This is a genomic window from Microbacterium sp. K2, assembly GCF_051365005.1.
GTDB lineage: Bacteria > Actinomycetota > Actinomycetes > Actinomycetales > Microbacteriaceae > Microbacterium > Microbacterium foliorum_B.
Map to the genome: position 1 here is coordinate 1 of NZ_JBLWII010000005.1, position 23,487 is coordinate 23,487.

The window sequence follows — 23,487 nt, forward strand, 5'->3', positions numbered from 1 at the left end:
TTCGCGCCACCGCGGCGGGTCTCGACGCGCAGCAGGTGGACCTCGTAGCGCGCTGACCGGGGTGGCGGTCGGCGGAGGAGCCGACCGCCACCCAGGACGGGGTGGCGAGTTGACCCTCTCGAAGCGGTGATGCTCACACCGCCGCAGCTCTCCATCGAGTCGTCCGGCGCGTCGGCAGAGCCTCACGATAGCGAGGAAGCGGCGGCTGGAGGCTGAGCGGCCACCAGCCGCATGAACGTGGTGAGCAGGCCGAGGGCATCGCGGGAAGGATCGAGCAGAGCCTGGATGCGCAGTCCGTCGACCATCGCGAGCACGAGCGTCACCTTCTCGTCGGCCGTGAGGAGCTCGCTGTCGCTGGTGGGCAGGGGACCGTCCGTGAAGCGCGACCGCATGCGTTCGCGGCGGCCGAGGAAGAACTCGTGTGCAGGGTGCTCCGGGTTCGTCGCGGCGACGGCGAGGGCGAGCCAGTTGCGCTGGAACTCCGAGTTCGAGAACTCGTCGGCGAGTACCGCACTCAGGATCTGCTCACCTGGAACGTTCGCGGTCATGATGCGTGAGGCGAGGTCTTCCTCGTGCTCCTCGCGCTGCGCGAGCGCGGCGGGGAGGAGTTCCTCCTTTCCGGAGAAGTGCCGCAACAGGGCGGCATGGGTGAGTCCGGCCCTGCTGGCGATGTCACGGAGAGACGCCCGCTCATAACCGTGCTCAGCGAAGCTGGCGAGTGCCGCTTCGACGATCTCGGCCCGTCTCGCCGGCGTGGATGCGCTCTTGCCTCGTCGGCGAGGTGATGGCGTTGCGGTCGGCGGTGACGTCATATCTCCACTTTCTCACTTTTGCCTTCTGTAACCAAAGTGGTTACTATCGCTCAGGATCGACAATCGGTTGCCAAACGGATTTCGACCGCATCTCGCGAAGGACGCCCACTGACGGGCGCCGCGGATCACTGAACGATGAAGGAGTCCAGGTGACCAAGAGTGAATTCGACCGCAGCGACACGATCGACTCGATCGCCGCGGCTCAGCCGGTGGGCGGGAACACCCCGGACGGCACTCCGCTGGAGGCGACCGCGGTCGCCGCCGAGCCGACTGCCAAGGTCAGCGGCGGGTACATCTTCTGGCTGATGCTGGCGAACTTCGGCGCATCCATCGCGATGATGGTGCCGCTGGCCTACGGCCTCGCGCTCCGCATCACCGAGCTCGCGCCCGGGCATGAGGAGGTGCTCGGCTACGTCACCGGAACCGCACAGCTGATCTTCCTGGTGCTGAGCCCCATGATCGGCATCTGGAGCGACCGCACCCGGTCGCGCTTCGGTCGACGCACGCCGTTCCTGTTCCTCGGCGCTGCCCTCGGCCTCGTCGGAGCGGTCATCATCGGCTTCGCCCCGAACCTCCTCCTCGTGGGTGCAGGCTGGGTGGTCGCGATGACTGGATGGTCGACCGCCGGCGCGGCCATCCAGACGCTGCAGGCCGACAAGCTCCCCGAAGAACAGCGCGGTAAGGTGTCGGCGCTCACAGGGCTCATGACGCAGGTGGCGCCGGTGCTCGGTATCGGCATCGCCTACGCCGTGTCGTACAGCACCTTCCTGGTGTTCTTCGTTCCCGCAGTGATCGGCGTCGTGCTGCTCGTCCTGCTCCCGACCTTCAAGAAGGAGGGAAGCTCGAAGGACCTGGTCGTCGACTCGTCGGTGACGCTCAAGAAGGTCATCGCCGGCTACGGCTTCAACGCCCGCAAGTACCCGGACTTCGCCTGGAACTGGGTCGGCCGCATGGTGTTCTTCATCGGCCTGTACTTCAACACGACCTTCGGCACGTTCTTCTATGCCCAGCGCCTCGACCTGCCGGTGCGCGAGGTCGCAGGCGTCGTCGCCACCGTCGGAATGCTCGGAGTCGTCGCCGCCGCAGGTGGCGCGCTGCTGGGAGGCTTCCTCTCGGACAAGCTCAAGCGCCGCCGTCTGTTCGTGCTCGCGGCCGCGTTCATCTTCATCGGAGGCGCGCTCGCCGAGGCGTTCGCCTGGTCGCTGCCGCAGCTGATCATCGGCGCCGTGCTCATGCAGCTCGCGATCGCCGTGTTCGCCACCGTGGATCAGGCCATCGTCTACGCGATCATCCCCGACCGCGCCGAGTCCGGTCGATACATGGCCGTCGTCGCCTTCGCGCAGAAGATCCCCAGTGCGATCGCGCCGCTGATCGCTCCGCTGATCATCACGATCGGTGCCGTGGGAGCGGAGAAGAACTACACGCTGCTGTATCTCATCGGCGCGGTATTCGCGCTGATCGGCGGTCTCATCATCATGTTCAAGGTCAAGGGAGTGCGTTGAGATGACGCTCGCATCGAACCCGGCATCCGTGCCCGCCGCGCCGTACGACCTGCGGATCGACAGCGGCGGAGACGACTTCACCGTGTCGGAAGCCACGCCCCGACTGTCGTTCACCGTGCCCGCCGAGGCGGAGACATCGAACGGTTTCGAGCTCGAGGCGATCGTCGACGGCGAGGGCTGGGCGCGCGTACCGCTCGATGCCGGCTCTCCTCTCTTTGTCGAGTGGCCCTGGGTTCCGCTGACGAGTGGGCAGCGCGTGCGGTGGCGGGCGAGGCTGCAAGCCGGGGACGCCCCGTCGGAGTGGTCCGACTGGTCGACCTTCGAGTGCGGTCTGCTCGACGCCGACTGGTCGGCGGAGTGGATCAGCCCGGTCGAGCACGACGACCCCGGTTACGGAGCTCGCGGCGCCCACACACTGTCCCGCGCGTTCGAGGCGGTTGACGTCGTCGCCGCTCGTCTCTACTCGACGGCGCTCGGGGTCTACGAGGCCAGAGTCAACGGACAGCGGGTCGGCACCGCCGAGCTCGCTCCGGGTTCCACGTCGTACGACCGCACGGTCTACGCGCAGGCGGCCGATGTGACCTCCCTGCTCCAGGGCGGTCGCAACGCACTCGAGATCGAGCTCTCCGACGGCTGGTATCGAGGTCAGGTCGGTGCGTTCCGCCTGCCGGCGGGGTGGGGTACGACGCTCGCGGCCCGGGCGGAACTGCACCTCGAACTCGCGGACGGATCGCGGCGCGTGATCCGCACCGACGGCGAATGGACCAGCGCTCAGTCGATGATCGTCCGGGCCGACCTGATGGACGGGCAGACGACCGACTTCCGTGCAGAGAGCGGATCCGCGCAGCCCGTGATCGTCGGCGCGGTCGACGGGCCGCCCATCTCCTGGTCGCCCGCGCCGCCGGTGCGCGTCGTCGAGACGCGCGACGTGGTGGATGCGAACGGCATCGCAGACGACACGTGGGTGCTGGATTTCGGACAGAATGCCTCGGGATGGATCCGGCTGACGGACCTCGGCCCTGCCGGAACCCGAACGGTGATCGACTATGGCGAACACATCGACCCGGACGGCGATCTGGACACCTCGCACCTCGACTCGACCAAGCCGGGCGAACCGTCCGTGGTGTTCGTCCAGCGCGACGAGGTGGTATCCGCCGGAGGGGGCGAGGTCTTCGAGCCGCGCCACACGGTGCACGGGTTCCAGTACGCGCGGATCACGCGCGAAGGCTCGCCCTTCGAGGCGTCCACAGCGCAGATGCGCATCGTGCAGACGGACCTCCGCCGCACCGCATCGTTCGAGTCGAGTGATCCCTCACTCAACCGCCTGCACGAGATCGCCGACTGGAGCTTCCGCGGCAACGCGGTGGACGTGCCGACCGACTGCCCGACGCGCGAGCGCCTGGCGTGGACGGGCGACTATCAGGTCTTCGCCCCCACGGCGGCGCGGCTGTACGACGTGCTCGGCTTCACTCGCAAGTGGCTGCAGTCCGTGCGCGATGATCAGCTCGATGACGGTCGCGTCGCGAACTTCTCGCCCGACGGCCGTCGCATCAAGCACAAGCTCGACGACCAGTTCGCGATGATGACGGGTTCCTCCGGGTGGGGCGATGCGATCACCTTCGTCCCGTGGGAGATGTACACCGCGTACGGCGATTCTCTGGTTCTCGAGGAGAACTGGGATGCGATGGTCCGCTGGGTCGAGTGGGCCCTCGGAGCCGCGCGCACGACCAGGCATCACTCCCGCGTGGAGCGGTCGGCGGAGCCGCAGTCGCACGAGGAGTATCTGTGGGACGGCACCTTCCATTGGGGGGAGTGGACCGAGCCCGTCCCCAAGGCGGAGGACGGCTCGCGCCTCGACCCGATCAAGACCAACCCCATGGCCTGGTTCATGGCCGACAAGGGAGAGGTCGGCACGGCCTACCTATACCGGTCGACGCGGATCCTCGCGGACGCGGCGACGGTGCTCGGACGGGACGAGGATGCCGAGCGGTACGCCGTGCTGGCCGACCGCATCCTCGAGGCCTGGCGCACCGAGTTCCTCGCCGGTGACGGGCGAACGGTGCAAGATACGCAGGCTGCGTACGTGCGGGCGCTGACCTTCGGCCTCATCCCGGAGTCGCAGCGCGCTGCGGCGGCGGAGCGGCTCGTCGACCTCATCCGCGCTGCCGGCACCCATCTCGGCACTGGATTCCTCGCCACCGGCGACCTGCTGCCCGTGCTCGCCGACACCGGCCATGCCGGCATCGCCTACGAGCTGCTGTTCCAGCGGAGCGCACCGTCGTGGCTGCACATGATCGACAAGGGTGCGACCACGATCTGGGAGGACTGGGAAGGCATAGACGACGACGGCGATGCCCACGAATCGCTGAACCACTACAGCAAGGGCGCGGTCATCCGCTTCCTGCACACCCACACCCTCGGTCTTCGTCAGGACCCGGATTCGATCGCCTGGCAGTCGTTCACGATCGCCCCCGTCCCGGGCGGCGGACTCACCTGGGCGACCGGGCATCTCGACACTCCGCGAGGGCGGATCCGCGTCGAGTGGCGGATCGAGGGTGACGAGCTTCAGATCGATGCGGAGATCCCGGCCGGGGCGAGCGCGACGGTTGTCTTCCCCGACGGCTCGACGCGCACCGCGCCCCCCGGAGCGTTCACCGGTCTCGGGCGTCTCGCCGTCCGCTGAGTGCGACGGCTGTGTATGGCGACGGGTGCGCAGATCCAGGGCTGTGCACCCCCGCCGCCTCAGCGGCCGTCGGAACTCGCGGCATGCAGCTCGCGGCTGATGGCCCGCAGACCGACGGCCAGCGATTCGAGTTCGTCGAGGGAGAGGCCGTCGAGGATGTCGGCACCCATCTCCGGGCGTGCCGCCATGATCTTCCCGATCACGTCGCGACCGAGCAGGGTGGGATGCAGTCGGCGGACTCGGTGATCGTCGGCATCCGTCATCCTCTCGACGAGTCCCTGCTCGACGAGACGTTCGATCAGCTTCGACATCGTCGCGAGGGACACCTCGAAGGTCGATGCCAGTTCGCTCGTGCTGCTCCGCTCGGACACGACGATCGCCGTCAGCACCTTGAGCTGCTGGATCGTCAGCTGGGTGCTGAGCAGGGATCCCACCATGCGGGGGAGCGAACGCACCGAGATCGCGAGGGTGAGCGCATCGATGTTCTCGAGCGCGGCGGTTCGTCTCAGTTCGTCTCCCACGTCTGTACCGTAATGCCTTCATAGCGTCTTCCCAGTGAGATTTACTTAGCTTCAAGCTAACCTTTTGTCGAAGGAACCGATCCGGGGTCGTGTCGGGCCCAGGCTCGTGCGCCATCCCCGACGTCGGCCTCCTGTGCCCGCACCCCCGAAGACAGGAGGGCGGAACGATGGCGTATCAGGTGCAGCAGGCCCGGAGTGGGCAGGAGCGGGAGCGCTCCCTGCAGGCGATCCGAGAGAAGTATGCGTACGAGCGCGATCGGAGGATCCGCCCGGACGGCGCGACGCAGTATCGCTCGGCGCTCGGCGAGTACGGCTACTACGCGAAGGATCCCTACACGACGCGAGTCGAGCGGGAGCCCCTGCACGATCGCGTGGACGCGCTGATCATCGGCGCCGGATTCGGCGGGCTGCTCGCGGGGGCAGGTCTGCGCGACACGGGGCTCTCGTCGATCCGCCTGATGGACGAGGCGGGAGACGTGGGTGGCACCTGGTACTGGAACCGTTATCCCGGCATCCGCTGCGACATCGAGTCGTACGTCTACATGCCCCTCCTGGAAGAGACGGGATACGTGCCCACGGAGCGCTACTCGACGGGGGAGGAGATCCGCCGGCATGCCGTGCGCATCGCCGAGCACTACGACCTGCGACGGGACTTCGTCGGGCACACCCGCGCAACGGGTCTCACGTGGGACGAGGACGCGTCGGAGTGGCAGGTGGAGACGGATCGGGGTGACGTCTTCCGTGCCCGCTACGTCATCACCTCGTCGGGTACCCTGACGCAGCCGAAGCTTCCGGGTATCCCGGGCATCGACCGCTTCGCCGGCCACACGTTCCACACGAGCCGCTGGGACTACGGATACACCGGAGGATCACCGGACGGCGATCTCACCGGTCTGGCAGACAAGCGGGTCGCGGTGGTCGGCACGGGAGCGACCGGGCTGCAGGTGATCCCGCACCTCGCCGAGCACGCGAAGCAGCTGTTCGTCTTCCAGCGCACGCCGTCGACGGTCGATGTGAGGGACAACCGCCCGACCGATCCGGAGTGGGCGGCATCGCTCGCACCCGGATGGCAGCGCGAGCGGATGGACAACTTCCTCGCCGTGCTCGCGGGGGAGGCCGAGGAATCGCTCGTGCAGGACGGATGGACGGCGACGCACGCGCTGCAGCGCAGCATCCTCTCCGGTGCCGTCGACGACGCCGTCTCCGAGGAGGAGCGGCTGCATCGCGAGGAGCTGGACGACGCCGAGACGATGGGCAGGATCCGAGCTCGCGTCGACGAGATCGTCCAGGATCCGGCGACCGCGGAGGTGCTGAAACCCTGGTACCGGTACATGTGCAAGAGGCCCGGGTTCAGCGATCTCTACCTGCAGGCGTTCAATCGGCCGAACGTCACGCTCGTCGACACGGCGGACACGCACGGTGTCACCGCGCTCACCGAGACGTCGATCGTGGTCGGCGACGCGGAGTACGAGGTGGACTGCCTCATCTTCGCCACCGGATTCGACGTGGGTGTCTCGGGTGTGGTCTCGGGAACGCTCCCCGTCGTCGGTCGAGGCGGGCGTTCGCTGCTCGAGGCCTGGGGATACGGGCCGCGCACGCTGCACGGGTTCAGCACGCACGGGTTCCCCAACCTCTTCCAGCTCGGCCCCATGCAGAACGCGAACTCGGTGAACTTCGTGCACATCCTCCAGGAGCAGGCGGCCCACATCTCCGCGGTGATCACCCGCGCCGAGCAGGTCGGGGCTCGCCGTATCGAGCCCACGGCGGAGGCGGAGGATGCGTGGTGCCGCACGGTGGCTGAGACCGCGCGAGACGTCTCGGACTTCCAAGCCCAGTGCACTCCCGGGTACTACAACGGCGAGGGATCCCGATCGATCGGCGGCCTCACGTTCTCGCCGGGGCCGGTTGTCTTCCACCGTCTGCTGCGCGAGTGGCGGGAGGGTGACATGGGTGACGTGCTCGTCGTCTCGGATGCCGATGAGCGCATTCGTGAGACGGCCTCGGTCGGGGTGCCCGCATGAGGGTGCCGATCGCGACGGTCGCGACGGTCGTCGGAGCGACGGTCGTGCTCGCCGGATGCGCGCCTGCGGCGGACGATGGCGGGTCGGTGGGCGAGGCTGCGGGGCCGGCCCTCGAGCAGACCTCGACGGAACTCCTGCAGGTCACCGAGCCGCACGAGCTCACCGGGGGGACACTGCTCGAAGGGCCGACCTTCCACGACGACGGCTCTCTGTTCGTGGTCGACGTGATGGCACCCGCGGGCGAAGCCAAGGTGCTGCGCATCGATGTCGAGGAGGCCTCTGCGGAGCAGGTCTTCACCGATGAGACGAGCGCATTCACCTCGGCGCAGTTCCATCCGAGCGACGGGCGCCTGTATCTGACCGACTTCCTCGGAGGCGGCGTGCTGAGCATCACGCCCGATGGCGAAGACCCGCAGGCCCACTTCGCGGGTGCGGTCGAGGGCGTCGCGATGCTGCCCGACGACATCGCCTTCGCTCCCGACGGGACGATGTTCGTGACCGACACCCGCGGCATGGACGGGCCCGGGTGGGAGACGCCGGGCAGGGTGGTCAGGATCGGCGTCGACGGGACGGCGAGCGTGCTGGCCGACGATCTGCCGTCGCCGAACGGCATCGTGTTCGACGAGGAGGACGCCGGGCTCTGGGTCGCCCAGTACAACGCGAACCGCATCGACTACTTCGCCCTCGACGAGGAGCGCACGCGTGTCGTCTCGGCGTACCCGGCGATCCATGTCGACGGCGGGATCGGACGCATCGACTCGACCGCGGTGGATGCCGAAGGGAACATCTACCAGGCGTTCCACGAGAAGGCGGAGATAGTGGTGTTCGCCAAGACCGGCGAGCAGATCGGGGTGATCCGCGTGCCCGGGGAGGGGCTCGAATCCGCGACGAACATCGCCATCGCGCCGGGGACCACCGACGGCTATCTGGTGGTCAGTGGGCCCGCGGGCGGGTTCGTGCACACCTTCGAGGCGTACGGCGAGGGCACCAGGCAGTCGAACGGGGGATGACGCCTGCTGATCTCGGGTGGAGGGCGCCGACGTGTCCTCCACCCGAGGTCCCCAGTGCTTGAGGCGCTCCACCCGCTCCGATACGCTGAGTTGAAATTGCAAGTTGACTCAGAATTGGAGCATCGATGCCCAGCTTCCCCGCCGACTTCCTCTGGGGCGCCGCCAGCGCGCCGCACCAGGTGGAAGGCAACAACGTCAACAGCGACTTCTGGATGCAGGAGCCGCACATGACGGGAGCAGATCGCAGCGGCGACGCTCTCGACAGCTACAACCGCTATCCCGAGGACATAGCTCTCGTCGCGGAGTCCGGTCTCGACACCTACCGGTTCGGAATCGAGTGGGCGCGTATCGAGCCGGCCCCCGGGCAGTTCTCGCGCGTGCAGCTCGCGCACTATCGGCGCATGATCGACACGGCACTGGATGCCGGCGTGCGGCCTTTCGTCACGCTGCATCACTTCACCTCGCCGAGGTGGTTCGCCGAAGAGGGCGGGTGGCGCTCGCCGCAGGCGATCGACAGATTCCGCGCCTACGTGGAGGTCGTGACGACGATCCTCGATGGTGTCGAGTGGGTGTGCACGATCAACGAGCCGAACATGCTCGCGATCATGGTGGAGGAGGCGGAAGCGGCTCTGGACCCGAACTCCGATACCGAGTGGCTCAGCCCCACGCTGGAGGCGGACACGCCGCGGCCGGTCAAGCCGGCGCCCTCGCAGGAGATCGGCCGACGCCTCATCGAGGCGCACCACGCGGCCAGGGAGATCGTGCGTGCACGCACCGGCGCACGCGTCGGCTGGTCGGTCGCGAGCCGCGCGTTCGAGACGCGCCCAGGCGCGGAGGAGGTGCGTCGTCGTCTCGAATACGTCTGGGAGGACCTGTATCTCGAAGCTGCGGCGGATGACGACTACATCGGCGTGCAGGCGTACTCGGCCCAGTGGGTCGGCCTCGACGGCATCGAGCCCCACCCCGTGCACCCGGACAACACCCTGGTGCGCACGGCCTACAGGCCGGATGCGCTCGGCATCGCGGTGCGTCATACGGCGGACGTGCTCCCGAATGTGCCGGTCGTCGTGACGGAGAACGGGATCGCGACCGGGGACGACACGCGGCGGATCGCCTACACGGAGTCGGCGCTCGCCGCACTCGCCGATGCCATGGCGGACGGCATCGACGTGCGCGGCTACATCCACTGGAGCCTGCTCGACAACTACGAATGGGGCCACTGGTCGCCGACGTTCGGCCTCGTCGCTGTCGATCGGGAGACCTTCGAGAGGCGGCCGAAGCCCAGCCTGGCGTGGCTCGGCGGCTACGCCACGAGGCAGCGGTCGACCGGGGTCGGGGCCGCGTCCTGACCCGCTGCTGAGGTGCGGGTCGGCCGCCCTCTTCGCGGTCAGTCGAGAGCGGTCGGCCCCAGCACCGTGCGGATGTGCCATTCGAGCAGCGCGCGGATGTCGAACGGAGGTCCCTGCATCCACTGCAGCTGCAGGCCCTCCCACGCGGCGAGGAGGATGTGCGCGGCGGAATCGGCATCCACCGACTCGGCGACCCTGCCCTCGTGCTGAAGGCGGCGGATGTCGGTCGCGACGACGCTCACCGAACGCGCCCACCTCTCCTGGAAGAAGGCGTTCGCCGGATGCGTAGGGTCTGCTGCGGCGCCGGCGAGCTCGTTGTACAGCCGCGCATAGTTGGTGCGCTGGACGCCCGCCTCGGCGCGGGACCCCATGTCCGCGATCGCACCTGCCTCGGCTCCCCGTGCGCGGATGTTCTCCTCGTCGTGCTGTGCGAGCGCGGCGATGAAGAGAGCCTCCTTGGTCGGGAAGTGGTAGAACACCGTCGCCTCGCTGGTCTCCGCCATCTCTGCGATCTCGGACACCGACACGTTGCGGTGTCCGTGCCGGCGGACGAGGTCGAGCGCGGCCTTGCCGAGCGTCTGGCGTCGCTGATCCGACTTCGCGTACGGACCTCTCTTCTGGGCCATCAGGGTCCTTCCGATTGCTCTTGAGTGTGGCGCTCAGCCAATGTTATGCTCAATCCGCGAAAGTACTAGTTGACTCAGAATTGAGTCGGAGAATGGTGATGATGCCGTCGTCGAAGATCGACCGCCGCAGTCTCGTGCGTCGACACAACCCTGTGCTGACGGCGGCGCACCCGACGGGCGTGCTCACCGTCGGGAACGGCGACGTCGCGATGACGGTCGACATCACGGGACTCCAGACGCTCCCCGCCTTCCATGAGCTCGTCCCCGATCCGCGCCGCGTCGCCGGGACGGGACTCGACGGTCTTCCGGAGCAGCGACCGCGGGCCTTCGACGCCGACGACTTCCAGATCCCCCTGCGTACCCAGTCGTCGTGGGCCTGGTACCGCACGCGGACCACGCGCGAGTTCGACCGTGACGAGACCGTCACCCGATACGACACGGCAAGAGGGCCCGTTCCCTATTTCGACCGGATGGGTCTGCAGCGCGCAGGGGACGAGATTGCCGACGAGTTCGCCGCCGGCGCCTGGTTCCATTTCAATCCGCGCCGCGCGCACCTCGGTCGGCTGGCCTTGACCCCGCCGGACGACGGATCGCCTGCGCTCGATCCCGACTCCGTGCTCGATCCCCGCACGGAGCTCGATCTGTGGAGTGGGCGTGTGCACGCCACATATCTGCTCCACGGCGAGACCGTGGCTGTGACGACGGTCGGGCACCCCTCGGATGCGTCGTTCGCGGTCCAGGTCGAGTCGCGGCTCCTCAGCCAGGGCTGGGGGGTGTCGTGGATGTTCGATGCTCAACCCGATGATCTCGCTGCCTTCGAGCTGCCTCTGCGCGAGTCGACGCACTGGAGCCGCCGAGCTCCGGGCGCTGCGACCGCGCGTCGCCGAGTCGAGGAGACGATGTATCACGTCGAGGTGTCGACGGACGGCGAGCTCGACGCGCGCGGCGACGCCGCACTCGCCACGACGGGGTCCGGCTCGCTCGAGGTCGTCGTCGTCCTGCATCGTGCTGAGCCGGGTGCTCAGGCGATCGACAGGACGTTCGCCGACGTCGTCGACGCGGCAGCGCTCTGGTGGGAGGGGTACTGGCAGAGCGGTGTCGCGGTGACCTTCGAGGGCAGCGACGACGAGCGTGCCGACGAGTTGGAGCGTCGTGTGGTGCTGTCGCAGTACCTCACCGCCGTGAACGGAGCGGGGGCGACCCCGCCCGCGGAGACCGGGCTGACCTACAACACCTGGACGGGCAAGTTCCATCTGGAGATGCACTGGTGGCACGGCGCCCACTTCGCCCTCTGGGGGCGCGGCGACCTTCTCGAACGCAGCCTCGGGTGGTATCACGATGCTCTCGAGGCGGCGCGTCGCACCGCGGCCTGGCAGGGGTACCGCGGCGCTCGCTGGCCGAAGCAGACCGACCCGACCGCCCAGGAGTCGCCGAGCAATATCGGCGTGTTCCTCGTCTGGCAGCAGCCCCACATCATCCACCTGCTCGAGCTCCTGCGTCGGCAGGGCCGTGAGCCGGAGTTCCTCCTCGAGCACTACCCGCTCGTGGAGGCGACCGCCGACTTCATGGCGGACTTCGTCGAAGAGCGGGATGGCGTCTTCGTCCTGCCCCCGCCGATCATTCCCGCCCAGGAGAGCTACCTCGCCGATCGTCGTTCGAACGCGAACCCGACGTTCGAACTCGCCTACTGGTCGTGGGCCCTCGATGTCGCGAACGAGTGGCGCGCGCTGCTCGGTCTCGCCCCGCGGCGCGAGTGGCAACGGGTCGCGGACAACATGGCGGCGCCGACGCTTCTCGACGACGGCACCTACGTCGCACTGTCGACCCCGCCGCACTTGATCCGCAAGGACCACCCGTCGATGCTCATGGCCCTCGGCTGGCTGCCGCCGACCGAGATGATCTCACCCGATGTCATGCGCGCCACGCTCGACGCGGTGTGGGCGCGGTGGGATCTGCAGTCCAGTTGGGGATGGGACTACCCGGTGATGGCCATGACGGCAGCACGGCTGGGCGACCTGAGGCGAGCCTTCGACGCACTGCTGCTCCCGTCCCCGAAGAACGAGTTCCTCGCGAACGGCCACAACCCGCAGATCCCCGGCTTCCTGTCGCTCTACCTCCCGGCCAACGGCGGATTGCTTGCCGCGATCGCGCACATCGTCGCGGCTATCGAGGCCGGTACGCCAGTGCCGGAGGGATGGCGAGTGGCCTACGAAGGCGGAGCGCCCTCCGCGACCTTGACCGACCGGGCGGCTTTGGCCGTCGGGTGACCCCCGCAACCCCGACACGAGAGGATTGACATTCAAAGGCAACCGGTTGACAACTTCGACTCCGAGTGCCACCGGAAACCCGCACCACCGCAGCAGCAACCGATATCGAACCGCTCGTCGGTTCGCCGTTCGAAGGATTTTCAATGATGAGGACCACGCGTTACCCCCACACGTTCCGAGGCGCTCGGCGTCTTGCGCTCGCCGCCGGCGGTGTCGCCGCAGCGATGGCGATCACCCTCGCGGGCTGCTCGTCGCCCCAGCCCGCGGAGTCCACGGAGAGCTCCGGCGATGTGGAACTGACGTTCATGAACCAGTCGCGCGGCCAGGAGGCCGCGCTCACTCAGCTCGCCGAGCAGTACGGCGAAGAGACCGGCGTCGCGGTCACGATCGACTCGCCCGGGCCGGCTGACTATCTGCCGAAGCTGCAGGCGCGAGCGCAGTCGAACACGATGCCCGACATCTACTCCTCGTTCCAGGCGACCGACATGGCCCCGTTTTACAAGGCAGGCTGGGCGATGGACCTCACTTCGGAGCTCGAGGGGGAGTGGAGCGACGACTTCAGCCCGGCGATCATCGAGATGTCCACCTTCGAGGAGGGCAACAACCTCGATGTCCCCGCGGGGATCTACACGGTGCACTGGGAGACCCAGACTTACGGCTTCCTCGTGAATCCGGCACTCACCGGGATGACGCTCGAGGACGCCCCGACGACAGCCGAGGACTTCATCGACGCGCTTGCCGCGTCCGATGCCGGCAGCTTCTCGGTCGCGGCGTCGCTCACGCCCCAGTTCCTGCAGGCGATCGTCTCCAACTGGTTGACCGACGAAGAGATCGCGGCGACGTTCAACGGTGAGGAGAGCTGGGAGCAGGATGCCTGGCGGGAGGCCTTCCAGGTTCTGGTCGACATGAAGGATGCCGGCGTGATCGCCAATGACGCGCTGGTCGGCGGTCAGGATGACAACCCGAACGTGGAGTCGTCGTTCTTCACCCAGGCGATGGGCTCGATCTTCGACGCGTCCCCCGGCGTCTCGGTGGGCCTTCGCACGAACCCCGAGTTCGAGGACTACTTCTCGGTGGGCATCCCCGCTGTCGACGGCGGCACCGAGGACCCCCGTTCGCCCGGCGTCCCCGGAAAGGGCGCGGTCATCAACCCGAAGGGTGATCACCCTGACGAGGCTCTCGCGTTCGTGAAGTGGCTCACCGAGCCCGAGCAGCAGGCGGTCTTCGCTGAGGTGGGTCGCATCCTTCCGACGAACCCGGAACTGCTCGCGAGCGGCGATGTGCCCACACAGCTCGCGGGCTTCGCCTCGGGAGTCGAGACCGTCCAGGTCATGTCCGCGACGTTCGCGACGGATGTCCGCACCGCGATCGTCGCTGAGGCGCAGCGCGTCGTGCTGGGCGAGGCGACGATCGACGAGGCTCTGGCCAACATCCAGGCCGCCCAAGACCGAGTGTCATGACGACCTCTTCTCTGTCGCTTGCTGCGCGGCGCCCCACCCGGGCGCCGCGCAGCAGGCACTCGCTGCGGGCCAACCTGCTGGGCTGGCTCTTCCTCGGGCCGGCCATCGCGCTGATCGGGATCTTCACGATCGTGCCGTTCGGGCAGGCGATCCTCCTCAGCTTCCAGTCGTGGGACGGGGTGAGCCCGGACACTCCGTGGGTGGGGCTGGCGAACTACGAGTTCATCGCGAGCGATCCCGTCTTCTGGGCCTCGATGAGGAACGTGCTGTTCTTCGGGGTGGTCGGCTTCTTCGTGGGCAATGGCGTGGCCCTGGCGATGGCTCTGGCCGTGAACCGCATCACGCGGGGCAAGACCTTCTTCCGCACCGTCTTCTACCTGCCCGGCGTGCTCTCGGTCGTCGTCGTCGGCCTGCTCTTCTCGTTCATCCTCGCGCCGGGTTCCGGCGTGCTCAATCGGGTCCTCGAGATGATCGGTCTCGGAGGGCTCCAGCAGAACTGGCTCGGCGATCCGTCTGTCGCGCTCCCCGCCGTGGCCGCGGTCTTCGTCTGGTTCCACTGGGGCTTCGGCTTCCTGCTCTTCCTCGCCGGTCTGCAGGACGTTCCCAAGGAGCTCTATGAGGCGGCCGATCTCGATGGCGCGAGCCCGTGGACCCAGTTCCGCTACATCACCTGGCCCCACCTGGCGCCCGTCACCTCGATCGTGAGCCTGCTCACACTTCTGGCAGCCCTGCAGATCTTCGGAACCGTTCAGGTTCTCACGAACGGCGGCCCCGGCTACCACACCATGGTCCCGACGCTGGCGATCTTCAACGAGGCGTTCGTGAACTGGCGCTACGGCAGTGCGGCGGCGATGTCCGTAGTCTTCGGCGGCGCTCTCGTGCTGCTCTCGGTTCTCCAGCTCGCCATCACCGGGCGGAGGTCCCGCGCATGACACTCATCACCCAGCCACCGGTCGAGGGGGCGGAGACCACGGTCGACCAGCCCCGTCCGCGACCGCGTCGTCGCATCCGTGCCGACAAGGTCGGGCTGTACGGGCTTCTCGTCATCGCCGCGCTCACGGCGCTGCTCCCGCTGCTGTGGATGCTCTCGGGATCTCTGCAGAGCCTCACCGAGCTGCTGTCGAACGACACCTTCCTTCCGGCCGAACCCCAGTGGCAGAACTACGTGACGGCCTGGGTGCAGGGCGATCTCGGCACCTATCTGCGCAACAGCGTGATCTACACGGGATGCGCCGTCGCCGGCATCCTGATCGTGTCGAGTCTGGCGGGCTACGCGCTCGCCCGTCTCGACTTCGCAGGCAAGGGCGTCTTCACGTTCATCATCCTGGCCGTGATGATCATTCCGGCTCCGGCGATGTTCCTCGCGCAGTACAAGCTGCTGATCTCGCTCGGTCTGACCAACAACCCGGTGGGTTACATCCTGATCCTGATCACCTCGGGCATACCCATGTCGACTCTGATCATGCGCAGCTTCTTCGTCAGCCAGCCGCGTGATCTGGAGGAGGCCGCGGCGTTGGACGGCGCCGGGCCGCTCCGCATCTTCTGGAGCGTGATCCTGCCGCTCGCGAAGCCCGGGCTCGCAGCCGTGGCGGTCATCCAGGGGCTCGGAGCGTGGAACGAGTACCTGATGGCCCTCGTCCTGTTCGACGACAACGCGCTGATGCCCATCCAGCGAGGCCTCACCGCGTTCACGTCCGCCGAGACGCCGCAGCAGCAGATCCTGCTCGCGGCGACCACCATCTCGATCGTGCCTGTCGTGATCTTCTATCTGATGGCTCAGCGGCACATCGTGAAGGGGATCGGTGCGGGAGCGATCAAGTGATGGGGGCGGGGTCGGAGGTCGCCGTCTCCGATCCCGACCGTCGTCACCTCGTCGGCGCCGCCGTGGACTCCCGCACGACGAGCTCGAGCGGCAGGACGACCTTCGTCGGTGTCCTGCTCCGCTCCGGGTCGATGAGCGTCTCCATCGCGCGGGTGCCGATCTCGCGGAGCGGAGAGCGCAGAGTCGTGAGCGCGGGAACGGCCAGCTCGGCGCTGAAGATGTCGTCGAAGCCGATCACGCTGAAGGCCTCGGGCAGCTGCAGGCCGCTGCTGCGCGCGGCCCGAAGGAGTCCGTGCGCGACGAGGTCGTTGTAGGCGAGGACGGCGGTGACGCCGCTGGCTCGGACGCGTCGGAGGGACTCAGCGCCGCCCGCGACCGTCGGCTCGTCCACGGTGATCTCCACCACCCCCAGCCCTCGTGCGGCCGCGAGATCGAGAGTGAGCTCCCATCGTGCCCGGTTGATCCAGGCGCCGCCGAGACCGAGGTAGGCGACGGAACGGTGTCCGAGGTCGCGCAGATGGTCGAGTGCGTCGGTGAGGCCGGACTCGAGGTCTGGGGTGACGCTCGGCAACGACGGTGTGGAGTGATTGGCTCCGACGATCGGCTTGCTCGCAGCCAGCGCTGCCAGCGAGTCGTCGTCCAGGCGAGAGGCGACGACGAGGAGGCCGTCCACGGACGGCTGCAGCGTCTCGATCGTCTCGAGCTCGATCTCGGCAGCACCCTCGGTCTCAGAGACGATCAGAGTGAAGCCGCTCCTCCGCGCGACCTGCTCCGCGCCACGGATCAGCTCGAAGTGCACGGGGTTGGTGATGTCGGGGAGGACGATCGCATACGTCCCCGAGAGCCCTGTGGGAAGCGCCCGAGCCATGGGGTTCACGCGATAGCCGAGTTCTGCAGCAGCCGCGCGGATCTTCTCCTCGGTGGCGGCGTTCGTGCGACCGGGCTTGTTCAGGGCGCGCGACACGGTCGACGGATTGAGTCCGACCCGCTGGGCGATGTCGTAGATCGTGGGGCGTCGGCCGATGCGACCGTCGATCGCGGCCGCATCCTGCGAGGCGTTCGGCTCGTCTGTCGACATCGTGCTGTCTTCCCCTCGTCGCGACGGCATCCGGTTCCCCGATCGTACGGCAGAAGTCATCCGTCCGATCGAGCCGGGTTTTGGCAACCGCTTGCCAAAACCCGGCGATCATGGTTGTCTGGTCTGACGATGTCGGGGCGGGTCGCCCCGGAGAGGATTGAGCGACGATGCTTCGACCCCAGTGGTCCCCGACGCGGGAACTGGTCTCCCTCGACGGCCTGTGGAGATTCGCGGTGGATGACGACGCGGTGCCCGAGCCGTGGTCGGATCGCCTCCGCACCGAACTCGAGGCGCCGGTCCCGTCGAGCTACGACGACCTGTTCGCCGACCAGGAGATCCGCGACCACGTGGGCTGGGTCTGGTATCAGCGTACGGTCCGCGTCCCGCGCGGATGGGACGGCTCCCGGATCCTCGTGCGGGTCGAAGCGGCATCGCACCGGGCCCGCGTCTATGCCGGACATTCCCTCGTCGCCACCCACGACGGCGGGTTCACTCCGTTCGACGCCGATGTGACCGATCATGCGATCCCCGGCGAGGAGTTCCGCCTGACGATCGGCGTCGACAACGAGCTGACGAAGACCACGCTCCCACCCGGCTTCGTGACCGTGGCCGACGACGGCCGCAGACAGCAGCGGTACCTGCACGACTTCTACAACTACGGCGGTCTGCCGCGCTCTGTGTGGCTCGCGGCTGTTCCGCCCGTGCGGATCGAGGACATCACGGCGGTCCCCGACGTCGACGGCGCCGACGGCATCGTCCGCTACGACATTGTCCTGTCGGACCCGTCCGTCGCCGCCGACCTCTCGATCAGAGTGCTCGACGGCGCCGGACGCCAGGTCGCCGAGGGGCACAGGCGTACCGGGGAGATCCGGATCCCGGACGCGATCCTGTGGCGTCCGGGGGCGGGCCACCTGTACGACCTCGTCGTCGAAGCGACGACCGAGACGGGCGTCCGTGACGTGTACACGTTGCCGGTCGGCATCCGCACCGTCGAAGTGAGAGGAGCCGAGTTCCTCATCAACGGCGAGCCCTTCTACTTCCGCGGATTCGGAAAGCACGAGGACTCCCCGGTTCGAGGCAAAGGTCACGACCCCGCGTACATGGTGCATGACTTCCACCTGATGCGCTGGGCCGGAGCGAACTCGTTCCGCACTTCTCATTACCCCTACGCCGAGGATGTGCTCGAATACGCCGACCGCCACGGCATCGTCGTGATCGACGAGACGGCGGCCGTCGGTCTCAATCTCGCGATCGGCGCCGGGATGGGCACGGGAGCGACCAGGGCGACGTTCGGACCGGAGGGCTTCGGAGACGACACCGAAGCCGCTCACGCTCACGCGATCCGCGAGCTGATCGCCCGGGACAAGAACCACCCGAGCGTCGTGATGTGGTGCATCGCCAACGAGCCGGCGTCGTTCGAGGAGGGAGCCCGCCCCTACTTCGAGCCGCTCGTGGCGCTCACCCGGGAGCTCGACCCGCATCGGCCCGTGACCTTCGCCAACCTCATCCAGGCATCGCATGAGACGGATCGCATCGCTGATCTGTTCGACGTAATCTGCCTCAACCGCTACTACGGCTGGTATGCCGACGGCGGCGACCTGCGCAGCGCGGAACGACACCTCGAGGCCGAACTCCGCGGGTGGGAGAGCACCTACGGCAAGCCTCTCGTCATGACCGAGTACGGGGCCGACACGATCGTCGGGACCCACTCGGTCTACGACCAGCCCTGGACCGAGGAGTATCAGCTCGCCTTCCTCGAGATGTACCACCGGGTCTTCGACAGGATCCCGGCGATCGTCGGAGAGCAGGTCTGGAACTTCGCCGACTTCCACACGCCGGGCAGCGCCTTCCGCGTCGACGGGAACAAGAAGGGGATCTTCACACGTGATCGACGGCCGAAGGCCGCCGCTCACGCACTCCGTACCCGCTGGCGCGGCTGAAAAGGACCTTCCATGTCACACGCATCACTCGTCCGTCGCGACCGCGACCGACTGCTCCCCGCCGATCCGACGACGCGCTCGGTCGCGCGCGCCCTCTACGAGCGCGTCGCCGATGCCCCGATCATCTCGCCGCACGGTCACGTGCCGGTGGAATGGCTGGTCGAGGATCGACCGTTCTCCGACCCGGCATCGCTACTGATCACACACGACCACTACGTCACCCGGCTGCTCCACGCGTCCGGGGTCGGCCTCGACGAGCTCGGGGTCGGCGGCAGTGCCGCGGACCCGCGCCAGGTGTGGCGGAGGTTCGCTGAGCGTTGGCCTCTGTTCGCGGGCACGGCGTCGGGGTACTGGATCTCGGAGTCTCTGCAGAATGTGCTCGACGTGACGGTGCCGCTCTCCGCGGCGACGGCGGATGAGGCGTACGACCGCATCGCGGACCAGCTCGCGACGCCCGAGCTGCGGCCGCGTGCGCTGTTCGAGCGCTTCGGCATCGAGGTGCTGGCGACGACCGACGATCCTCTGGACGATCTCGCAGGGCACGCGGCGCTCGCCGCGGAGGGCGCGGTCGGCCGGGTTCTGCCGACGTTCCGCCCCGACCGGTACCTGGATCCTGACGCGGCAGGGTTCGCGCAGAACGTCGAGCGGCTCGTCGCCGAGACGGGCAGCCCTGGCACGTTCGCCGGGTACCTCGCCGCCCTCGAGCAGCGGAGGCGGTACTTCATCGAGCACGGGGCCGTGTCCGCAGATCACGGTATCGAGGTCCCCGACACGCTCGACCTCGCGCCCGAAGAAGGCGAGGGGCTCTTCGCCCGCGTCGTCTCCGGTGATGCGGATGCCGGGGAGCGTCACTCGTTCCGGGCGCACATGCTGCTGCAGATGGCCCGGATGAGCGTCGACGACGGCCTCGTCATGACGGTGCACGCCGGCGTCGTGCGCAACCACAGCACTCAGACCTTCCGCCGCTTCGGCCCCGACTCCGGGCATGACATCCCGCGGCGCACAGACTTCGTCGGCGGTCTGCGGCCGCTTCTCGAGCGCTTCGGCCTCGAGCGCGATCTGCACCTGGTGCTCTTCGCCGTGGATGAGACCGTCTACTCTCGCGAGATCGCCCCGCTGGCGGGGTTCTACCCGAGCGTCTACATCGGCGCTCCCTGGTGGTTCCTCGATGCCCCGGATGCCATGGCACGGTTCCGCTCGGCGGTGACCGAGACTGCCGGGTTCTCGCGCGGGTCGGGGTTCATCGACGACACCCGCGCCTTCCTCTCCATACCGGCCCGACACGACACCGCACGCCGTGCGGATGCCGCATTCCTCGCCCGGCTGGTCGTCGAGGGACGCGTGGACGAGGAGACGGCGGGTGCCGTCATCGACGACATCATCGGGCCCCAGCCGAAGAGAGTGTTCAAGCTGTGAGCGCCACGACACTCGGAGCACGACGCTCGCCGGCACCGCCCGTGCGGATCGTGCACATGGGCCTCGGCGCGTTCCATCGCTCTCATCTGGCGTGGTACACAGCCCGCGCCGGCGATTCGGACCAGTGGGGGATCGCGGCGTACACCGGACGCAGTGCGGGCCTTGCGGATGACCTGTCTGCGCAGGACGGTCTCTACACGCTGGTGGTGCGCTCCCCGGACGGTGATGAGGCGGAACGCATCGACAACATCGTTCGGGCGCACGCGGGCACCGACATCGTGTCGTTCCTGACCGATGTCGCAGGCCCCGCGACGGCCATCGTCAGCCTGACGATCACCGAGGCCGCATACTCCGATCCGGAGGCGGACCTCGACCGGGCTCTGCTCGCGGGGTCTGCGGACGCGGGCGTCGTCGGCGTGCGACCGGCGACCGCCATCGGTCGCCTCGTGCTCGCTCTCGAGGCGCGCCGGCGTGCGGGTTCGGGAGCTCTCGCGCTGGTGTCGTGCGACAACCTGCCCGACAACGGGGGAGTGCTGCGCGATGCAGTCGGCTCTCTCGCGAGGGAGGTGCCGGGCCTCTCCGACTGGATCGATGGGCACGTCTCCTTCGTGTCGAGCTCCGTGGACCGGATCACCCCGCGGCTCTCCGACGACGAGACGACGGAGCTCATGGAGCGCTACGGCGATCGTGCGCCCGTCGTGGCCGAGCCGTTCTCCGACTGGGTCATCGCGGGAGAGTTCCCCGCGGGCCGCCCGCGCTGGGAGGATGCGGGAGCCCGGTTCACCGAAGACCTCGAACCGTGGGAGGCGCGAAAGCTCTGGCTGCTGAACGGTGCTCACACGCTGCTCGCCTCGCTCGGCCGACTGCGGGGGCACGACACGGTCGCCGAAGCCATCGCCGACCGCGATTGCCTGCACGCCGTCGAGGCCTACTGGGACGAGGCGTGCCGGCATCTTCCGGCGGAGCTCGGACTGCAGGAATACCGGACGGCGCTGCTCGACCGCTTCCGCAACCCCCGTATCCGGCATCTCCTCGCCCAGATCGGCATCGACGCCGAGACCAAACTGCGCGTGCGCATCGCACCCGTGGCAGAGCGCGAACGCCGGGCCGGGCGGTCCGGCGACGCGTGCGCGGCGGTCATCGCGGCGTGGTTGGCCATCGAGGGGTCGGCAGGCGATCGCGCGTCCGCCGAACGAGCGGTCGCCGGCCTCAGCCCCGCACTCGGAGCCGATGCGTCGTTTGTCGACGCCGTGCTCGAGAACTGTCGATCTCTGGGCGATCTCACGCTTCGATAACATTTTGGCAATCGGTTGTCACGTGGCCTAATCCCTGCTTTACTGACCATAGACGCCGCCGTCCTCGTCCGCTGCACCCTCACTGACAAGCGGTTGCGCATCAAGTCGTTTCATCCAAAGGAGTATGAACAATGTGGAACACCCGTAAGCACCGTCGTGGCGTGGTCCTGCCCGCCGCGATGCTCATCACCGCACTCGCGGTGTCCGGCTGCGCGGCCGGAAGCGACCCCGAACCCGAAGGCACGTCGGCCACCGTCGTCGAGAAGGACCTCGCCATCGCGGCGGTCTCGGCGCCGAACTCGCTCGACCCGGCGCAGCTCGTCGATGGGCAGCAGATGTTCGTGTGGTCATCGATCCTCGACACTCTGCTCCGCAAGGATCCGGCCACGGGGGAGATCATCCCGGGTGCCGCGGAATCGTGGGAGTACAACGAGGACGGAACGGTGTTGACGCTCGTGCTTCGAGAGGGAATGACCTTCAGTTCGGGAGACCCTGTCAACGCAGATGCTGTCGTGTCGACGATGCTGCGCTCACGTGACACCGCCGGCAACGTTCAGAGCCGTCTCGCGTCGGTGACAGATGTCGTCGCAGAGGATGACCGAACGGTCGTGGTCTCGTTCGATGGCTTCGACCCTGAGTTCCTCGACGACCTCTCCTCTGGGCCGGGAGCCATCGGCGACCCGGCGACGATCGATGATGAGCGTACGGCGACTGATCCCATCGGATCAGGCCCCTTCACTCTGGACACCGAGAAGACCGTTCCCGGCAGCAGTTACGTGTTGGTCAAGCGGGATGACTATTGGGACGCCGAGAACGTTCCCTTCAAGACGCTGACCGTGAAGGTGATCCAGGACCAGACCGCGTCGTTCAATGCCCTTCAAGCAGGTGAGCTCAACGCTGCGACCGTGCAATCACAGATCGTCGGGCAGCTCGACAAGGAGAAGTTCACGATCACTCAGAATGACGCGGTGGCGACGAGTTTCCTGAATATCCTCGACCGCGGCGGCGAGAAGTGGCCGGCGCTGGGCGACGAGAGGGTCCGCCAGGCTATCAACCTTGCGATCGATCGTGAGTCCGTGCTCAAGGGCCTGTACAGCGGAGTCGGCATCGCGACGACGCAACTGGTGAGTCCGTTCGGAGCCATCTACGATGAGTCCCTGAATGACACCTATGAGTACGACCCGGAGAAGGGGCGCAAGCTCGTGGAAGAGGCGGGGTATGCGGGGGAGAGCTTCCAGATCCCCAGCACGTTCCTGTCGACCACGGTGGAGCCGGTGCTCTCCCAGGCATTCGCCGACATCGGTCTGAGCCTGGAGTGGGTCACCGTGCCGCCGCAGCAGGCGCAGTCGGCTGCTCGCTCCGGTGACTACGGTCTGTACTTCCAGATCCTCGGATTCAACGCGGACAGCGCAGATCTGGCAACGACCTTCGCCACGGACGGCGTGGGCAACCCTCGCGGCTACACCGATGAGACACTGAATTCGCTGTTCTCGGAGATCGATTCCACAGTCGCCTTCGACGACCGCCTCCCGATCTATCGGGAGTTGAACGAGTACGTCGTCGATCAGGCATTCGTCGCGCCGCTGGTCTACGTCGGGGCCACCTGGGCGACGGGGGACGGCATCACCTACGTCGGTGAGGCGAACACCCTCTCCACGATCCGACAGTTCGCCGTCACCGAGTGA

17 protein-coding genes are annotated in these 23,487 nt (G+C 67.6%); 13 read left to right on the plus strand and 4 right to left on the minus strand.

Features of this window, described 5'->3' with window-relative positions:
• Positions 1-182: 182 nt before the first annotated feature.
• The gene (locus tag ACLKOY_RS14165) at positions 183-812 is read right to left on the minus strand and encodes a TetR/AcrR family transcriptional regulator (protein WP_079114061.1); all 630 of its coding nucleotides are present in this window, start codon (positions 810-812) and stop codon (positions 183-185) included.
• Between the two features lie 149 nt (positions 813-961).
• On the opposite strand from ACLKOY_RS14165, the gene ACLKOY_RS14170 reads away from it, so the two are divergent.
• Positions 962-2,314: an MFS transporter gene (locus ACLKOY_RS14170; RefSeq protein ID WP_436454222.1), complete on the plus strand. Its 1,353-nt coding sequence runs from the start codon at positions 962-964 to the stop codon at positions 2,312-2,314.
• Position 2,315: 1 nt separating this feature from the next.
• Positions 2,316-4,997 carry a family 78 glycoside hydrolase catalytic domain gene (locus tag ACLKOY_RS14175; protein WP_436454223.1) on the plus strand — a complete coding sequence of 894 codons (2,682 nt, stop codon included), beginning with the start codon at positions 2,316-2,318 and terminating at the stop codon, positions 4,995-4,997.
• 59 nt (positions 4,998-5,056) lie between these two features.
• On the opposite strand, the gene ACLKOY_RS14180 is transcribed toward ACLKOY_RS14175, so the two are convergent.
• A complete protein-coding gene (locus tag ACLKOY_RS14180) occupies positions 5,057-5,518 on the minus strand; it encodes a MarR family winged helix-turn-helix transcriptional regulator (protein WP_436454224.1) in 462 nt (153 codons plus the stop codon).
• A gap of 167 nt (positions 5,519-5,685) precedes the next feature.
• On the opposite strand from ACLKOY_RS14180, the gene ACLKOY_RS14185 reads away from it, so the two are divergent.
• The 3 genes from ACLKOY_RS14185 to ACLKOY_RS14195 all read left to right on the plus strand — a co-directional run bounded on the left by ACLKOY_RS14185 (position 5,686) and on the right by ACLKOY_RS14195 (position 9,898).
• Positions 5,686-7,539: a flavin-containing monooxygenase gene (locus tag ACLKOY_RS14185; RefSeq protein ID WP_436454225.1), complete on the plus strand. Its 1,854-nt coding sequence runs from the start codon at positions 5,686-5,688 to the stop codon at positions 7,537-7,539.
• Positions 7,536-8,549, plus strand: a complete 1,014-nt coding sequence (locus tag ACLKOY_RS14190) for an SMP-30/gluconolactonase/LRE family protein (protein ID WP_436454226.1) — start codon at positions 7,536-7,538, stop codon at positions 8,547-8,549. The genes ACLKOY_RS14185 and ACLKOY_RS14190 overlap by 4 nt, the downstream gene beginning before the upstream one ends.
• A gap of 125 nt (positions 8,550-8,674) precedes the next feature.
• Positions 8,675-9,898, plus strand: a complete 1,224-nt coding sequence (locus ACLKOY_RS14195; RefSeq protein ID WP_436454227.1) for a family 1 glycosylhydrolase — start codon at positions 8,675-8,677, stop codon at positions 9,896-9,898.
• Between the two features lie 38 nt (positions 9,899-9,936).
• Here the strand turns inward: ACLKOY_RS14195 and ACLKOY_RS14200 are convergent, their stop codons facing one another.
• Complete coding sequence (locus ACLKOY_RS14200; RefSeq protein WP_436454228.1) at positions 9,937-10,524, minus strand: TetR/AcrR family transcriptional regulator; 588 nt, start codon at positions 10,522-10,524, stop codon at positions 9,937-9,939.
• Positions 10,525-10,625: 101 nt separating this feature from the next.
• Between ACLKOY_RS14200 and ACLKOY_RS14205 the strand changes: the two genes are divergently transcribed.
• From ACLKOY_RS14205 to ACLKOY_RS14220, 4 genes are all read left to right on the plus strand, one after another.
• The gene (locus ACLKOY_RS14205) at positions 10,626-12,791 is read left to right on the plus strand and encodes a hypothetical protein (RefSeq protein ID WP_436454229.1); all 2,166 of its coding nucleotides are present in this window, start codon (positions 10,626-10,628) and stop codon (positions 12,789-12,791) included.
• A gap of 146 nt (positions 12,792-12,937) precedes the next feature.
• Positions 12,938-14,251, plus strand: a complete 1,314-nt coding sequence (locus tag ACLKOY_RS14210; protein ID WP_436454230.1) for an ABC transporter substrate-binding protein — start codon at positions 12,938-12,940, stop codon at positions 14,249-14,251.
• The gene (locus ACLKOY_RS14215; RefSeq protein WP_436454231.1) at positions 14,248-15,183 is read left to right on the plus strand and encodes a carbohydrate ABC transporter permease; all 936 of its coding nucleotides are present in this window, start codon (positions 14,248-14,250) and stop codon (positions 15,181-15,183) included. Before ACLKOY_RS14210 ends, ACLKOY_RS14215 begins: the two co-directional genes overlap by 4 nt.
• Complete coding sequence (locus ACLKOY_RS14220; RefSeq protein WP_436454232.1) at positions 15,180-16,073, plus strand: carbohydrate ABC transporter permease; 894 nt, start codon at positions 15,180-15,182, stop codon at positions 16,071-16,073. Before ACLKOY_RS14215 ends, ACLKOY_RS14220 begins: the two co-directional genes overlap by 4 nt.
• Positions 16,074-16,116: 43 nt before the next feature.
• Here ACLKOY_RS14220 and ACLKOY_RS14225 read toward each other — a convergent pair whose 3' ends face one another.
• Positions 16,117-17,151 carry a LacI family DNA-binding transcriptional regulator gene (locus ACLKOY_RS14225; RefSeq protein ID WP_436454233.1) on the minus strand — a complete coding sequence of 345 codons (1,035 nt, stop codon included), beginning with the start codon at positions 17,149-17,151 and terminating at the stop codon, positions 16,117-16,119.
• Positions 17,152-17,318: 167 nt separating this feature from the next.
• Here ACLKOY_RS14225 and uidA point away from each other — a divergent pair, with 167 nt between their 5' ends.
• From uidA to ACLKOY_RS14245, 4 genes are all read left to right on the plus strand, one after another.
• A complete protein-coding gene (gene uidA, locus ACLKOY_RS14230; RefSeq protein ID WP_436454234.1) occupies positions 17,319-19,091 on the plus strand; it encodes a beta-glucuronidase in 1,773 nt (590 codons plus the stop codon).
• A gap of 12 nt (positions 19,092-19,103) precedes the next feature.
• Entirely contained in the window at positions 19,104-20,507 is a 1,404-nt protein-coding gene (gene uxaC, locus ACLKOY_RS14235; protein ID WP_436454235.1) for a glucuronate isomerase, read from the plus strand.
• The gene (locus tag ACLKOY_RS14240) at positions 20,504-21,802 is read left to right on the plus strand and encodes a mannitol dehydrogenase family protein (RefSeq protein WP_436454236.1); all 1,299 of its coding nucleotides are present in this window, start codon (positions 20,504-20,506) and stop codon (positions 21,800-21,802) included. Before uxaC ends, ACLKOY_RS14240 begins: the two co-directional genes overlap by 4 nt.
• A gap of 131 nt (positions 21,803-21,933) precedes the next feature.
• Positions 21,934-23,487: an ABC transporter substrate-binding protein gene (locus ACLKOY_RS14245; protein ID WP_436454237.1), complete on the plus strand. Its 1,554-nt coding sequence runs from the start codon at positions 21,934-21,936 to the stop codon at positions 23,485-23,487.

What these genes read in the sequence shown, in the direction of transcription:
- ACLKOY_RS14165 (WP_079114061.1), bottom strand. Translation starts at nt 812, where the DNA reads ATGACGTCACCGCCGACCGCAACGCCATCACCTCGCCGACGAGGCAAG.
- ACLKOY_RS14175 (WP_436454223.1), top strand. Translation starts at nt 2,316, where the DNA reads ATGACGCTCGCATCGAACCCGGCATCCGTGCCCGCCGCGCCGTACGAC.
- ACLKOY_RS14185 (WP_436454225.1), top strand. Translation starts at nt 5,686, where the DNA reads ATGGCGTATCAGGTGCAGCAGGCCCGGAGTGGGCAGGAGCGGGAGCGC.
- ACLKOY_RS14190 (WP_436454226.1), top strand. Translation starts at nt 7,536, where the DNA reads ATGAGGGTGCCGATCGCGACGGTCGCGACGGTCGTCGGAGCGACGGTC.
- ACLKOY_RS14195 (WP_436454227.1), top strand. Translation starts at nt 8,675, where the DNA reads ATGCCCAGCTTCCCCGCCGACTTCCTCTGGGGCGCCGCCAGCGCGCCG.
- ACLKOY_RS14200 (WP_436454228.1), bottom strand. Translation starts at nt 10,524, where the DNA reads ATGGCCCAGAAGAGAGGTCCGTACGCGAAGTCGGATCAGCGACGCCAG.
- ACLKOY_RS14205 (WP_436454229.1), top strand. Translation starts at nt 10,626, where the DNA reads ATGCCGTCGTCGAAGATCGACCGCCGCAGTCTCGTGCGTCGACACAAC.
- ACLKOY_RS14210 (WP_436454230.1), top strand. Translation starts at nt 12,938, where the DNA reads ATGAGGACCACGCGTTACCCCCACACGTTCCGAGGCGCTCGGCGTCTT.
- ACLKOY_RS14215 (WP_436454231.1), top strand. Translation starts at nt 14,248, where the DNA reads ATGACGACCTCTTCTCTGTCGCTTGCTGCGCGGCGCCCCACCCGGGCG.
- ACLKOY_RS14220 (WP_436454232.1), top strand. Translation starts at nt 15,180, where the DNA reads ATGACACTCATCACCCAGCCACCGGTCGAGGGGGCGGAGACCACGGTC.
- ACLKOY_RS14225 (WP_436454233.1), bottom strand. Translation starts at nt 17,151, where the DNA reads ATGTCGACAGACGAGCCGAACGCCTCGCAGGATGCGGCCGCGATCGAC.
- uidA (WP_436454234.1), top strand. Translation starts at nt 17,319, where the DNA reads ATGCTTCGACCCCAGTGGTCCCCGACGCGGGAACTGGTCTCCCTCGAC.
- uxaC (WP_436454235.1), top strand. Translation starts at nt 19,104, where the DNA reads ATGTCACACGCATCACTCGTCCGTCGCGACCGCGACCGACTGCTCCCC.
- ACLKOY_RS14245 (WP_436454237.1), top strand. Translation starts at nt 21,934, where the DNA reads ATGTGGAACACCCGTAAGCACCGTCGTGGCGTGGTCCTGCCCGCCGCG.